Annotated in this window: 12 protein-coding genes; 8 read left to right on the forward strand and 4 right to left on the reverse strand. The window is 62.7% G+C overall.

Going from position 1 to position 13,513, the window contains the following annotated elements; genetic code table 11:
- Positions 1-131: 131 nt before the first annotated feature.
- The gene (locus HB630_RS05020) at positions 132-368 is read left to right on the forward strand and encodes a hypothetical protein (RefSeq protein WP_213770439.1); all 237 of its coding nucleotides are present in this window, start codon (positions 132-134) and stop codon (positions 366-368) included.
- A gap of 208 nt (positions 369-576) precedes the next feature.
- On the opposite strand, the gene HB630_RS05025 is transcribed toward HB630_RS05020, so the two are convergent.
- Positions 577-1,134 carry a PAS domain-containing protein gene (locus HB630_RS05025; RefSeq protein ID WP_213770440.1) on the reverse strand — a complete coding sequence of 186 codons (558 nt, stop codon included), beginning with the start codon at positions 1,132-1,134 and terminating at the stop codon, positions 577-579.
- 538 nt (positions 1,135-1,672) lie between these two features.
- Here HB630_RS05025 and HB630_RS28275 point away from each other — a divergent pair.
- The 3 genes from HB630_RS28275 to HB630_RS05040 all read left to right on the forward strand — a co-directional run bounded on the left by HB630_RS28275 (position 1,673) and on the right by HB630_RS05040 (position 3,582).
- A complete protein-coding gene (locus HB630_RS28275; protein ID WP_249780638.1) occupies positions 1,673-1,852 on the forward strand; it encodes a hypothetical protein in 180 nt (59 codons plus the stop codon).
- A gap of 289 nt (positions 1,853-2,141) precedes the next feature.
- Positions 2,142-2,951 (forward strand): rhomboid family intramembrane serine protease, encoded by an 810-nt coding sequence (locus HB630_RS05035; RefSeq protein ID WP_213770442.1) that lies wholly within the window; start codon positions 2,142-2,144, stop codon positions 2,949-2,951.
- A 202-nt stretch (positions 2,952-3,153) separates the two neighbouring features.
- Complete coding sequence (locus HB630_RS05040; RefSeq protein WP_213770443.1) at positions 3,154-3,582, forward strand: CBS domain-containing protein; 429 nt, start codon at positions 3,154-3,156, stop codon at positions 3,580-3,582.
- 1 nt (position 3,583) lies between these two features.
- On the opposite strand, the gene HB630_RS05045 is transcribed toward HB630_RS05040, so the two are convergent.
- Positions 3,584-4,636 (reverse strand): patatin-like phospholipase family protein, encoded by a 1,053-nt coding sequence (locus HB630_RS05045; protein ID WP_213770444.1) that lies wholly within the window; start codon positions 4,634-4,636, stop codon positions 3,584-3,586.
- Between the two features lie 236 nt (positions 4,637-4,872).
- Between HB630_RS05045 and HB630_RS05050 the strand changes: the two genes are divergently transcribed.
- On the forward strand, positions 4,873-5,916 hold the full coding sequence (locus tag HB630_RS05050; RefSeq protein ID WP_213770447.1) for a hypothetical protein: 1,044 nt from the start codon (positions 4,873-4,875) through the stop codon (positions 5,914-5,916).
- Positions 5,917-6,516: 600 nt separating this feature from the next.
- Entirely contained in the window at positions 6,517-9,003 is a 2,487-nt protein-coding gene (locus HB630_RS05055; protein WP_213770764.1) for an EAL domain-containing protein, read from the forward strand.
- Positions 9,004-9,102: 99 nt separating this feature from the next.
- Here HB630_RS05055 and HB630_RS05060 read toward each other — a convergent pair whose 3' ends face one another.
- Positions 9,103-9,666 (reverse strand): nitroreductase family protein, encoded by a 564-nt coding sequence (locus HB630_RS05060; protein WP_213770765.1) that lies wholly within the window; start codon positions 9,664-9,666, stop codon positions 9,103-9,105.
- Positions 9,667-9,760: 94 nt separating this feature from the next.
- Positions 9,761-11,809: a threonine--tRNA ligase gene (thrS, locus tag HB630_RS05065; protein ID WP_213770449.1), complete on the reverse strand. Its 2,049-nt coding sequence runs from the start codon at positions 11,807-11,809 to the stop codon at positions 9,761-9,763.
- 159 nt (positions 11,810-11,968) lie between these two features.
- Here thrS and HB630_RS05070 point away from each other — a divergent pair, with 159 nt between their 5' ends.
- Both HB630_RS05070 and HB630_RS05075 read left to right on the forward strand, forming a co-directional pair.
- The gene (locus HB630_RS05070; RefSeq protein ID WP_249780639.1) at positions 11,969-13,150 is read left to right on the forward strand and encodes an MFS transporter; all 1,182 of its coding nucleotides are present in this window, start codon (positions 11,969-11,971) and stop codon (positions 13,148-13,150) included.
- A complete protein-coding gene (locus HB630_RS05075) occupies positions 13,147-13,488 on the forward strand; it encodes a hypothetical protein (protein WP_213770451.1) in 342 nt (113 codons plus the stop codon). Before HB630_RS05070 ends, HB630_RS05075 begins: the two co-directional genes overlap by 4 nt.
- Positions 13,489-13,513 lie beyond the last annotated feature (25 nt).

Genomic DNA, 13,513 nt, shown 5'->3' on the forward strand with positions numbered 1-13,513 from the left:
TGAGCGCGGTTGAAGCGGCCGATTGACGATATCGATGCCGGTTTGATGCAGCGATTCGCCCGCAATGGAAGCGCCGGATCACGGATAAGTTGGCTTTGACATCGTCGGACGTATCGGCCAAAAGCTTGGCCATGGCGAAAAAACCCGGAACAAATCCGAAAGGCGAATTCGCCTTTTTCAATGTCCTCTACGAGGATGGTTCGCAACGCTCCAACCGGCGCGTTCCGGCCGAGCTGCTCGACGGGTTGGACAAGGACGAGCCAGCACGTGATTATATCATGCAGCAGGATCGGGAAATCGCTGAAAAGTCCGGTCGGGCGCCGCTTGAGATAAAAAGCATTTCGAGGGTAGGGGCCAAGAAGAAATAGCCTGAAGACATAGCCCGCTGGCGGGATTTCTGGCGTCCGGGAAGGGATGGCCGCTTTCGCCACAGGCGCACCCGCTGGATCGCCGGGCGGGCCTCAGATCCCGCGCCTTAGAGCGGGACGACTTTTCTTCGAATCGTCATTCCGCTCTAGGTCCTTATTTGAGCATGATCTTTTCGGAAAACCGGTTTCCACTTTTCCGGATCATGCTCTAGCGCAGTCCCTCATACACCATCAGGCCGCGCGCGATGGCGAGCTTCTTCAGCACGCGGGGCACGAAGCGCTGCGGCGGGTGGGCGAGGTAGCGCCACGATGTCAGCTTGAATTCGGAGAGCACGCCTTGCATGTCGCCGAACGGCGCCAGCAGCCCGGTCAGGCTGATCGGCGTGTGCGCGCGGGTGCTGAACGGCAGCAGCAGCAATTCCAGATGCGCCGGCGTGCCATCCTGCGATGTCGCGGTGATGCCGGCGACCGCGCCCAGCAGTTCGTCGGCGACGACGGCGACGATTTCCTCGATCTCCTGGCGGCTTTCCGCGGCAAACAGCGCGGAGAAGCTTTTATCCTTGAGGTCGCGCCCGACCAGGGCGCAAACCCGCGTTCCTGCAACCCGAAAGGGATAGCCGGCATCGCCATTGTAGGACAGCACGAAGATATCGCCGAGCAGTTCGCGCACCGCGCCGGGTTCGATGTCGCTGCGGTCCGGCGCCCGCTCGCCGCCGCGCTTGCCGTCCCAATATGCGAAAAACTCGCGATTCGAAGGATGTTTCATACTCTGACCCGCCCCTGCGCCGGGCTTGGCGGGACAGATCTGTCCCGCTTTCGCGCATGCGCATTCCCGTGTTCGTTTTGCCCAAGGGGCGGTGCAGCGTCCATGCCATAGGCGGACTTCTGCCGGTCTGGCGGGGGTTTTCAGCCGTTAAGGTTAAGTTAACTATGCGGTTGGCAGCGCACGCGAGACGGGTAAGGTGCGCGTGTTGCCGCCGCGGTTTTCTCCAGGGCTGTTGCGGATACGAATTAAAACAGGGCTGGTTCAAACAGTTTGGTCGACGCGCGGGGAGGGGTGGGGATATCGCCCCGCGCGGAAAAGATCAGGACGGACAAGGGAGGGCTTCTCAGGCCCTCCCTTTTTCTTCGGCTCTTTGGGGGGTGACCTTCCCTGTGCCCGCCTTGCCGGCGCGGCTCCTCATTTTTTACTGTGAATGAGGGCATAAGAAATTGGTGGGTCATCGATTAGATGCGGAATTCTGCCTTAATTGCCGACGGATACTGTCCGGGCGCGGCATTTAGTAGTTGGCAGGGTATCGCAAATGAGTTCCAAAAGTACCGAGGTCGCTATCGAGGAAATCATCGAGGCATGCGAGGGCGACATGCGGGGCGCCCTTGAGGCCCTCCTGCTGGTGAACGAGCACCTGGAGACCGAGCTGCATCAGCTTCATACGTTGGTCGCTCGTCTCGGTCAGCCGTGCTGCGGTCTGACGATGCATTAGCTGCGTGACCCTGACGGCCGCGCCATCACAATGCGGGGCCGAAAAGATCACGCCCGGATGAGGAAATGAGATCGCGACCCGATTAAAGCCTGATCGGATCGTGGCCCAGGTTCCGTCGGTACGGTCGGAGATCAGGAAAAACTTCCCAGGTTTTTCTTTCACCGGTTCGCCTCTTCTCCGGTTCGTCTCCAGGACAAGGCTTTGCGCGTTGTGTACTTGCACAGCGCGGCCAAGCCGCCTATTGGGGCGCAGTCGCTCGTCTGAGCCGTTGCCTAAGGTGCTCGACTCCTTGGAATCTCCACCGGAAGCCCCGTTTGAATCACGGCCGGAATTGCTGCCTGAGCCGCGCGAGCCGCTGCTGACGCTGCCGCGCGCCCTGACCTCCTATATCTTGCTGCTTGCCGTGATCCACGGCGTGCGGATGCTGCTGCCGGACGATATCGACGACCTCATTATCCAGATCTTCGGTTTCATTCCCAAGCGTTACGATTCGACGTTGCTTGACGTCGCGTTTCCCGGCGGTGCCGGCGCCAAGGTCTGGAGTTTCGTGACCTATTCGCTGCTGCACGCCAATCTCAGTCACATCGGATTCAACGTGCTGTGGCTGTTGCCGTTCGGCAGCGCGCTGGCGCGCCGTTTCGGCGCGCTCCGGTTCTATCTGTTCATGGCGATGACGGCCGCGGCCGGCGCGCTGGCGCATCTCGTCACCCACGAGCATGGGATCGCGCCGATGATCGGCGCGTCGGCGTCGGTGTCCGGCGCGATGGCGGCCGCGATCCGCTTTGCTTTCGTGCAGGGCAGTTTCCTGTCGTTCAGCCGCGGCGACGCCGATGCTGCAGCGCGGGTGCCGGCGTTGTCGCTGCTGCGTGCGCTGAGCAATGGCCGCGTACTGGGTTTTCTCGCGGTCTGGTTCGGCGTCAACATCATCTTCGGCATCGGATCGATCGCGATCGGCACGGAGGGCGCCACCGTCGCCTGGCAGGCGCATATCGGCGGGTTCTTCGCAGGGCTTTTCTTGTTTTCGCTGTTCGATCCGGTTCCGCACCTGCCGCCCCATGCTGCAGATGCGTCATGGCCGGACGCATCGCCGCACGACTGAAGGTCGCTTGCGGCACAGCCCGATTTGATTCATCATCGGGTCTCTTACGAGGCTAGGCATCAAGCCCGTAAACAGGCGGCGTCTGATCGCCGCGTTTGCCGAATGCGCCTGCAACGAAACCGGCGCTGAACTGTTGATTGAAAACTCGAATGAACAAAGACCGCGCTCGCTCAAGGGCGCGATCGGTGTCAGGGAGGCGGCAATGACGGTACGTGCAATTCTCGATTCCAAAGGCCATCAGATCCAGAGCGCCGGGCCGGAGGTCAATCTCTCGGTTGCGATCAGGACGCTCGGCGAGCGAAAGATCGGCGCGCTGCTGGTGATGAAGGAGGGGCGCATCGAAGGCATCCTGTCGGAGCGCGATATCGTGCGCGTGCTCGGCGAATGCGGCGCCGGCGTGCTCGACCAACCCGTCAGCGCGGTGATGACGCGGAAGGTGGTCAGCTGCAAGCCATCGGACACCGTCAGCGCGATCATGGAGATGATGACGGTCGGCAAGTTCCGGCATCTGCCCGTCGTCGAGGACGGCAGGGTGGTGGGCCTGATTTCGATCGGCGACATCGTCAAGCAGCGCGTGCAGGAATATGAGCGCGAGCAGGAAGCGCTGCGCGACTACATCAAGACCGCCTGATCTATTCTTTCTCGGTCTTGTCGGGCGTCGCGGCTGTCCTGGCCGGTGCCGGCACCAGAATATCGATCGCTTCTTGAATGGAATCGATGGCGCGCTCGGCGGCGCGCGTGCCGTGGGCGATCAGGTCGTCGGCGCGATGGAAATCGAACCAGCCGATCTGGCCGACGCGCGGCGAGATCAGGAGATCCGGCGGATCGCCGGCCAAACGCGCGCGGGTGATGCGGTCCTGCATGATATTGAAGGCGTCGACCATGACGGTGGAGATGCCCGGCCGGCCGCCGCCGCCGAAAAACTCGCGCTTCACGGTGCGTTCGGGCGAGAACAGCCTGCTGAATCCGCGTTTCGGCGGCGGGGCAGGGTCCAGCACCTCGGGCGTCGACGCGACCGTGACCTCGGCGGTGCCGTGGGCATAAATCGTGGTGCTGTGGGCGAACACGTCGCTGGAAAGATTGGCGGCGATCACGATCTCAGCGCCGAAAGCGCGCGCCGCGGATACCGGCACCGGGTTCACCAGCGCGCCGTCGACGAGCCAGCGGTCATCCACCAGAACCGGAGCGAATATTCCCGGCAGGGCATAGGAGGCGCGCATGGCGTCGACGATGCGGCCGCGGGTCAGCCAGATCTCATGGCCGGTGCGGACTTCGGTCGCCACCGTCGCGAACTTGATCGGCATGTCCTCGATCAGGGTCGAGCCCATCGCGGCTTCGAGCTGGGCCGCCAGCTTGGTGCCGCCGATCAGGCCTGAGCCGTTGAGGCGAATGTCGAGATAGCTGAGGATATTCCGCGGTTGCAGGCCGCGCGCCCATTCCTCCAGCGTATCGAGATGCCCCGCGGCATAGGCGCCGCCGACCACCGCGCCGATCGAAGTTCCGACCACGACATTGGGCACGATGCCGTGGGCAAGCAGCGTTCTGAGGATACCGATATGGGCAAAACCGCGCGCCGCGCCGCCGCCCAAAGCAAGGCCGATCACTGGCCGCCTGACGCTGCCGAGCCCTATTTTTCCGTTTCCATTCGCCGCCGCATGGCCGCGCCTGATCAGATTCTCCAGCACTGCGCTTCTCCTTGAAGGCAAGCCTATTCGTAATAGCCCGTCCTTGCCAGAACCCTACCACGCGCATGTTTTATGCTGTGGTGCAGGCCGGCCTGGGCAGGGATCCGGGTTAGGCAGGAAATGTGACTGGAACGCGGCCCGGAGGGTAGCGTGCTTTTTCGCACATCCGGCAGACGAGCGGCGTGAATCGGCTGGACGGCTTGAATTTGCCGCGTTTTCGGTGAAAAGCATTTGTCATGATTTTCGGGGGTAACGGTATCGGCGGATCGGGCCGGCGCTCCGCGATGGCGTTTGCTTTCGCGGCTGCGCTGGCTGTGCTGATTCCGGCTGCCGGATCGGCGCAGATGTTCACCGAGAGTCCGCCGCCGGTCCCTCCCGGGGCGGTTCCGGAAGCGCCGGATGCGGCATTGAACCTGGCCCCATCCGGGCCTGCGGCGTCGATTCCGAGCCTGCCGGCGCCGCTGACGCAGCCACCCATCGCCTCGATCCCGCCGGTTGCTTCGCCGGGCACGGCGACGGCTGGCCAGGCGGTGCTTTCCCTGACGGCGCGTTACGGCAAGGATCTGCCGGTCATCGGCAGCGGACTGGTGTGGCGGGTGTTTGCGGACCGGCCGGACGAAACCGGCGCGTTCAAACTGATTCGTGAGGATCACGGCGCGACGCCCAACATCGTGCTTCCGCCCGGCAGCTATGTGGTTCATGTCGCGCTGGGCCTTGTGAGCGCGGTTCGGCCGGTGACCGTGAGAGCCGAGACCGACCGCGAGGCCTTCGTGCTCCCGGCCGGCGGCCTGCGCATCGAGGGCCGGGTCGGCACCAGCAAGATTCCGTCGAATCAGATTGCGTTCTCGATCTTCAAGGGTAGCCAGTTCGAAACCGGCGAACGCGCGGCGCTGGTGCCGAATGTCTTTCCGGGCGATCTCGTGCTGCTGCCGGAAGGGACCTACTACATCGTTTCCAATTACGGCGACGCCAATTCCGTGGTGCGCTCGGATATCCGCGTGCAGGCCAGCAAGCTGACCGAGGTGACCATTACCCACCGCGCAGCCGTGATCACGCTAAAACTGGTCGGCGACAAGGGCGGCGAAGCGCTGGCCAACACCGCGTGGTCGGTAATCACGCCGGGCGGCGACGTCATCAAGGAATCGATCGGCGCATTTCCCCGCGTCATCCTGTCCGAAGGCGAATATCGCGCCATCGCCAAGAACGAGGGCAAGGTCTACGAACGCCCCTTCAACGTCGTCAACGGCGTCGACAGTGAAGTCGAGGTCATTGCGCGTTAATTGCCGACGCCGGCGACGCGCGCTTTTTCATTTCAATATTCCAGATTGCAGGATGGCTCGGCCATTGGCCGATGCGGAAGGCCATTGACCGCCGCGCCGCTTTCGCCGCCGGACTCCTGCAAGAAGAAAAAGCCCCGCAAAATGCGGCCCTGAAAGTCCAGCAAGAGACCTGGTGGAAACAGGAGTTGCCGGTCGGGCGGTTTCTGTCGATATCGGGATGTTCGTTAAGATGATCGGAAGTTGATCGTACCAAAATTTGCGGTCGATTTACTATGCTTTGCTGTCATTCCGGTCGCATACAGGCATATTCGGAAGTATCCTTGGGGGTAATGTCACAGTCACTAACGCCCGCTAACCATCCGGCGGCTTAAAACTGTCATAATCACCGCTTCATCCTGCGAGACCTGTGATTTTTACACCGCATTAAGCCCGCCTGCGTTGGATAAAGCGGGGACTGGAACATGATCCGGACCTTGAGGGCCGCGCCAGCGCAAGGCGCAAAGCGGCTTTCCGAAAGATCATGATCGAACCAGAGAGACGAGATCACGATCCGATTCAATCCAGCCGGATCATGATCTGGTGTACGCGTTGCGGGGCGTCATGATTGCGGCCAAGGAAACATCCGGAAAAGTCAGTTCCGAAATGTTCAATGATATTTCGATCCTGCAGCGCAAATGGCAGGCCGCATTGCGGCCGGACGGAAGATTGCCCAGCTACGAAGATGTGATGCTCGGGAGCCTTGGCCGGCTGGCGGACCACATCGTCCTTTTGAAGCACGACAACGAAACACTTGATAATAAAACATTCGGGGTGTCGCGCACCGGACGCTACGCCCAGAAATGGCTGAACGACGACCGCTGGGACATTCCCCTGACGGCGCTGTCGCCGGATTGCGCGACCGCGCTCGGCGAGGCCGCGGCCAACGCCCTGGAGAAGCGCCGTCCCCATCTCGCCGTGGCGCATTGCGTGCGCGACGGCATCGTGCAGGCCTACGATATCCTGGCCTTGCCGACCTCTTCGCGCTGGGGCGGCACGCTGATCGGCGCCTATGTCAACGAGCGCAGCGCCCAGTACAATCTGCTGGACGCGATTTTCGCGCAAACGGATGACGGCGTGCTTTCGCTTGCGACGCTCCGCGATGCGGGCGGGCGGCCGTTCGACTTCCAGATTGTTCACCACAATCAGGGTGCCTGCCGTCTGCTCAAGGTGCCGGCTGCCGGACTGCTCTGGCGCAGGCTCAGCGACGGCGGCAATCTTCTGTGCCTGCCGGAAGTGACCGGGAGGCTGCTCGGCGTCGTCGAAAACGGAAATGGCGATCAGTTCGAGGTCGACAGCGACGACCGCAACCTGAAGCTCGGGGTGACCGCGTTCGGCGACATCCTGTCGCTGACCGTCACCGATGTCACCGCGCTCAAGCAGCGCGAGGCTTCGTTTCGCCTGTTGTTCGACAACAATCCGATGCCGATGTGGGTGTTCGACGCCGAAACGATGCGCTTCCTCAACGTCAATGACGCCGCAGTTCAGCACTACGGATACAGCCGCGATAAATTCCTGTCGATGACGCTGCGGGAGATCTGGCCGCAGGATGAATGGTCGAGCCATTCCCAGGCGGTGCAGCAGATTGGCGATACGCACTACAACAGCCGCAATTGGCGACACATCAAGGCCAATGGCAGCGAGATCGAGGTGCTGACCTATGGGCGCCGCGTCGCGTTCGGCGGCCGCGAGGCTTTTCTGGTCGCCGTTGTCGACATCACCGAGCGGCGCCGGGCCGAGGCCCGGATCGCCCACATGGCGCATCATGACGGTCTGACCAATCTGCCGAACCGGGCGCTATTTCAGGAGCATCTGAAGAAGGCGCTGGAGCAGGCCGGGTCCGGCAACAAGCATGTGGCGGTGCTGTATGTCGATCTCGATCTGTTCAAGAACGTCAACGATTCATTCGGCCATCCCATAGGCGACCGCCTGCTGACGATGGTGGCGGACCGGCTGCGGTCGGAGGCGCGTGACGACAATCTGGTTGCGCGGCTCGGCGGCGACGAATTCGCCGTCATCCTGGCGTCGGACATGACGATGAGCGAGACCGGCGACTATGCAGTCAGGTTGATCAAGGTCCTGAGCGCGGCCTACGGCATCGACGAGATGGAAGTGGTGATCGGCGCCAGCATCGGCGTCGCGCTTTCACCCGATGACGGCGACACCAGCGAGGAACTGATGCGCAACGCCGATATGGCGCTGTACAGCGCCAAGGAGGAGGGCGGCGGCGTTCATCGCTTCTTCGAAAAGGAAATGGATTTGCAGGCGCAGAAGCGCCGCGACCTGGAACTGGACCTGCGCCGCGCTTTCGCCAATGGCGAGTTCGAGCTGCATTACCAGCCGCTGGTGGATATCGCCTCCGACCGGATCAACGGATTTGAAGCGTTGTTGCGCTGGCGCCATCCCGAGAAGGGCATGATCTCGCCGGCGGAATTCGTGCCCGTCGCCGAGGATATCGGGCTGATCGTGGCGCTCGGCGAATGGGTGTTGCGGGAAGCCTGCGCCGAGGCCGCGAAGTGGCCCGCGGACATCAAGATCGCCGTCAATCTGTCGCCGGTCCAGTTCCGCAGCCGCAACCTCGTGCAGATGGTGATCTCGGCGCTGGCGCAATCGGGCCTGTCGCCGACGCGGCTCGAGCTCGAAATCACCGAGTCGATCTTCCTGGCGGAGACCGAGGCCAATCTCGCCATCTTGCATCAATTGCGCCAACTCGGCATCAGCATCTCACTGGACGATTTCGGCACCGGCTATTCCAGCCTCAGCTATCTCAGAAGCTTTCCGTTCGACAAGATCAAGATCGACCGTTCGTTCGTGAAGGATCTGGTGCAGCGTCCCGATTGCGTTGCGATCGTGCGGGCGATTTCGGGCCTCGGCCGCAGCCTCAACATCACGACGACAGCCGAAGGCGTCGAAACCATCGACCAGCTCGACTGGCTGCGAGCCGAGGGCTGCAACCAGGTGCAGGGCTATCTGTTCAGCGCCGCCAGGCCGGCGAGCGAAATCCAGCAACTGCTGTTCAAATTCGGCCGGCGTGCGTCGCAGGCCGCGTGACGCGCTTCGTCATGCCCGGATTTGATCCGGCATCGATCTTGAAAGATTTTTTTGATGGATTGTCGGGTCAAGCCCGGCAATGGCAGCGACTGAGAACTCTCAAAACCGCGTCACGATATCGGTGAGATCAGGGCGGGGACGGTCCTCGCTCGGTTTTGAAGGCGTTCCGATATGGATGAGGCCCGCCAGCTTTTCGTCCGCCTTCAATCCCAGCCCGTCCAGCACGTCGCGGTCGAAGGCGAACCAGCCGGTCAGCCAGTTGGCGCCGTAGCCGAGCGCGGTCGCTGCGGTGACGATGTTCATCGCGCTGGCGCCGGCGGATAATTCCTGTTCCCACGCCGGCACCTTGGGGTGCGGCCTGGTGAAACTGACCACGCCGATCACCAGCGGCGCCTCCATCAACCGGCGCTTTTCGGCTTCGACATCCGCGGTCGGCGCGCCCGGATTTTTCCGCGCGAACACCTTGGCGATGATTTCGCCGGCGCGGGCCCGGGCGTCGCCTTCGAACACGATGAAGCGCCACGGCGTCAGTTTGCCGTGGTCCGGCACCCGCGCGCCGATGGTGAGAATGGTTTCGAGTTCGGCGGGCGAGGGGCCGGGGCCGCTCATCTCGCGCGGCTTGACGGAGCGGCGGGCTTTAAGGAGTTCGATGGCATCGGGCACGGTCATTTTCCTACATCATGCTGCCAAGCAGCCTGCCAAAGCAGATAGGGCGCGAACGGGCGATCGGAAGCCGGTTTAGACCGATTATGAATGGTCAGTCCGCCGCCTGAGCCCGCTTCACATCCGGCGGCGTGGCTTCCTCGACCAGTGCCGCCAGCGCGGCCTCGGTCGACATCACCTTTTGGCCATCGCTGCCGAGCCGGCGCACCGAGACCGAATGCGTCTCGGCCTCCTTCTTGCCGACCACCAGAAGCGCCGGGATCTTCGCCAGCGAATGCTCGCGGACCTTGTAGTTGATCTTCTCGTTGCGCAGGTCGAGTTCGACGCGCAAGCCCGCGCGCCGCGCCGCGGCCGCGACCACCTTGGCGTATTCGTCGCCTTCCGAGGTGATGGTGGTGACGACGGCCTGCACCGGCGCCAGCCAGAGCGGGAAATTGCCGGCGAAGTGCTCGATCAGGATGCCGATGAAGCGCTCCATCGAGCCGCAGATCGCGCGATGCACCATGACCGGCGCCTTTTTCGAGCCGTCGGCATCGATGTAGAACGCGCCGAACCGCTCCGGTAAATTGAAGTCGACCTGCGTGGTGCCGCATTGCCAGTCGCGGCCGATGGCGTCGCGCAGCACATATTCGAACTTCGGCCCGTAGAATGCGCCTTCGCCCGGATTGATTGCGGTCTTGATGCGGTGGCCATCGCCTTGCGCCTCGATCTGCGACAGCACCGTCGCCATCACGCGCTCGGCATGGTCCCACATCTCGTCGGTACCGACGCGCTTTTCGGGCCGGGTCGACAGCTTCACCGTGAGATCGCCGGTAAAGCCGAAATCGGCATAGGTCGACAGGATCAGCTCGTTGATCTTCAGGCATTCCTCGGCGAGCTGCGCCTCGGTGCAGAACACATGGGCGTCGTCCTGGGTGAAGCCGCGCACGCGCATCAGGCCATGCATCGCGCCGGACGGCTCGTAGCGGTGGACGACGCCGAATTCCGCCAGCCGCAGCGGCAGATCGCGATAGCTCTTCAGACCGTGCTTGAAGATCTGGACGTGGCCCGGGCAGTTCATCGGTTTTAGCGCGAACCAGCGCTTGTCCTCGGCCTCGTCGCCGGCGGATTGCGCCGCGAACATGTTCTCGCGGTACCAGTCCCAATGGCCCGAGGTCTCCCACAGCACCTTGTCGAGGATCTGCGGCGCGTTGACCTCGCTGTAATCGCCCGACAGTCGGCGGCGCATATAGGCGATCAGCGCCTGGAAGATGGTCCAGCCCTTGGGGTGCCAGAACACCACGCCGGGGCCTTCCTCCTGGAAATGAAACAGGTCGAGCTCGCGGCCGAGCTTGCGGTGGTCGCGCTTCTCGGCCTCCTCGATCTGCTTCAGGTAGGCGTCGAGCTCTTCCTGCTTGGCGAAGGCGGTGCCGTAAATGCGCGTCAGCATCGGATTGTTGCTGTCGCCGCGCCAATAGGCGCCCGCCACCTTCATCAGCTTGAACGCGTTGCCGATCTTGCCGGTCGAGGTCATGTGCGGGCCGCGGCACAGATCGAACCAGTCGCCCTGGAAATAGATCTTGATCGGCTCGTCGCCGGGAATGGCGTCGACCAGTTCGACCTTGAAGTTCTCGCCCTTGTCGCGGAACACCTGTTTGGTCTGTTCGCGGCTCCAGACTTCCTTGGTAAACGGCTTATCGCGCGCAATGATCTCGCGCATCTTCTTTTCGATCGCAGCGAAGTCTTCCGGCGTGAACGGCTCGTTGCGGAAGAAATCGTAATAGAAGCCGTTCTCGATCACGGGGCCGATCGTGACCTGGGTGCCCGGCCACAGCGACTGCACCGCTTCGGCCAACACATGGGCCGCGTCATGGCGGATCAATTCCAGCGCACGGGCGTCGTCGCGGTTGATGAACTCGATTTTGGCGTCATGGGTGATGGGATCGCCGAGGTCCGCGACGACGCCGTCCAGCGCCATCGCCACGGTGCGCTTGGCGAGCGAGGGCGAGATGCCCTTGGCGATATCGAGCCCGGTGATGTCCCTGGCGTATTCGCGGCTGGCGCCGTCCGGAAAGGTGAGGGTGATTTTCAGCGGCGTCTCGGCTGGTCTCAAATTGGTGATGCTGTATTGGAATCCGGATTCGGATTTGTGGTCGTCGGTCATGCGTGTCTCCTGAAGCTCACTCCTGCGAACGAGCGCAGGTAAGCGGAAAGCAGGGATATAGCAGGCGATTCGGGCAACGCAATCAACCTGTCCCGACAAAATCGGGGGCCGTGCCGCCGGACCTTTCCTTCGGTGCGGGGTTGCTATAGATGCATTTGCATGGAAAAGGTCTCCGTTGCCCGCGGCTACGCCCCCACCGCCCTGATGTTCGGGAATATCGTCACCGGCACGTCAGTTTTCGCGCCGGCGGGAATGCTGAACGAATTGTCGGCGGGCCTCGACGTCAGCGTCCGCGTCGCGGCGCTGCTCCTGACCTTCGGCGCCGTGGTTCTGTGCATCGGCTCGCCGCTGACGGCGTGGCTGACCAGCCGCATCGAGCGCCGCACGCTGCTTGCGGGAACGCTCGCGGTGTTCGCGCTCGGCAACATCGCCTCGGCCTTCGCGCCCGATTTCACGGCGCTCTTGGTGATCCGCCTGGTCATGCTGGCGATCGGCGCGTTGTATACGCCGCAGGCGGCCGGCGCCGCCGCCCTGATCGTGCCCGCGCAAAAGCGCGGCAGCACCATCGCCTATGTCTTTCTCGGATGGTCGATCGCGGTCGCGCTCTGTCTGCCCCTGGTTACGTTCATCGCCAGCCGCTACGGCTTTCGCGCGGCCTATGGCGGCATTGGCCTGGTCGGCTGTTTAAGTTGCCTCGTTCTGGCCTGGCGTCTGCCGCGGGGGCTGCTCGGCGCGCCCGTGGACCTGAAGACGTGGACCGATATCGGGCGCAACCAGCTGATCGTGCTGTTGCTGCTGATCACGACCTTACAGATGGCCGGTCAGTTCGTGGTGTTCACGTTCATGGGGCCGCTGCTGGGCAGGCTGACGCAGGCTGGCCCTGACGCGATCGGGCTGGTGTTCGCGCTCTATGGCGTGTTCGGCTTCATCGGAATGGCGGTCGCGACCCGGATCGTCGATTCCTGGGGGACTTACAAAACCTCGCTGCTGTTCACGGCCCTGCTGCTGACAGGCCTGACCGGGTGGGCGCTCAGCGCGGGTATCTATCCGCTGATGGCCGGATCGGTCGCGGTCTGGGGATTGGGTTTTGCCTCCACAAACTCGATGCAGCAGGCCCGTCTAGTCGCCGCGGCGCCGCCGCTGGCGTCGGCTTCCGTCGCGCTCAACACGTCGGTGCTCTATATCGGGCAGGCCATTGGTTCGGCCATCGGCGGTGTGTTATACGCGCGCGGTTTGTTATATGGCGCCGGCTATGTGGCGATGGGGTTTGTCGCGCTGGCGCTTTTGACGGTGATGCGAACAAGGTCGCATGCCGGACAACAATGGGGTGAGATTACATGAGACGAATGCTGGCGCTTGTCGCGGTCCTCTATTCGGCCACTGCCATGGCCCAGAACAGCCCGCCGCCGACGATCGGGGGAAAGCCGCTGGTCCAGGTGAAGCCGCACGGCGCGCCTGCGCCGGCCAAACCGACGTCGATTGCGGGCAAGCTTCAGGCCTGTCTCGAGATTGACGACGGGACGAAGGGCCGCCTGGATTGCTACGATGCGGTTTTCGCGCCCAGGCCGAACCCGAAGGCAAAGGCCGCGGACCGTGTCGCGGATTGCCGTTTCACCAAGGAGGAAGACGAGCGGCTGGCCTGCTACAACGGCTTCGCGGAGAAGATACCGAAATTCTAAGAGCAGGAATCGGTTCTGATTGAAT

It is taken from the genome of Bradyrhizobium sp. dw_78 (genome assembly GCF_018449525.1).
Taxonomy (GTDB): Bacteria; Pseudomonadota; Alphaproteobacteria; order Rhizobiales; family Xanthobacteraceae; genus Bradyrhizobium.

What these genes read in the sequence shown, in the direction of transcription:
- HB630_RS05025 (WP_213770440.1), bottom strand. Translation starts at nt 1,134, where the DNA reads ATGAAACATCCTTCGAATCGCGAGTTTTTCGCATATTGGGACGGCAAG.
- HB630_RS05020 (WP_213770439.1), top strand. Translation starts at nt 132, where the DNA reads ATGGCGAAAAAACCCGGAACAAATCCGAAAGGCGAATTCGCCTTTTTC.
- HB630_RS05040 (WP_213770443.1), top strand. Translation starts at nt 3,154, where the DNA reads ATGACGGTACGTGCAATTCTCGATTCCAAAGGCCATCAGATCCAGAGC.
- HB630_RS05050 (WP_213770447.1), top strand. Translation starts at nt 4,873, where the DNA reads ATGATTTTCGGGGGTAACGGTATCGGCGGATCGGGCCGGCGCTCCGCG.
- HB630_RS05070 (WP_249780639.1), top strand. Translation starts at nt 11,969, where the DNA reads ATGGAAAAGGTCTCCGTTGCCCGCGGCTACGCCCCCACCGCCCTGATG.
- thrS (WP_213770449.1), bottom strand. Translation starts at nt 11,809, where the DNA reads ATGACCGACGACCACAAATCCGAATCCGGATTCCAATACAGCATCACC.
- HB630_RS28275 (WP_249780638.1), top strand. Translation starts at nt 1,673, where the DNA reads ATGAGTTCCAAAAGTACCGAGGTCGCTATCGAGGAAATCATCGAGGCA.
- HB630_RS05075 (WP_213770451.1), top strand. Translation starts at nt 13,147, where the DNA reads ATGAGACGAATGCTGGCGCTTGTCGCGGTCCTCTATTCGGCCACTGCC.
- HB630_RS05055 (WP_213770764.1), top strand. Translation starts at nt 6,517, where the DNA reads ATGATTGCGGCCAAGGAAACATCCGGAAAAGTCAGTTCCGAAATGTTC.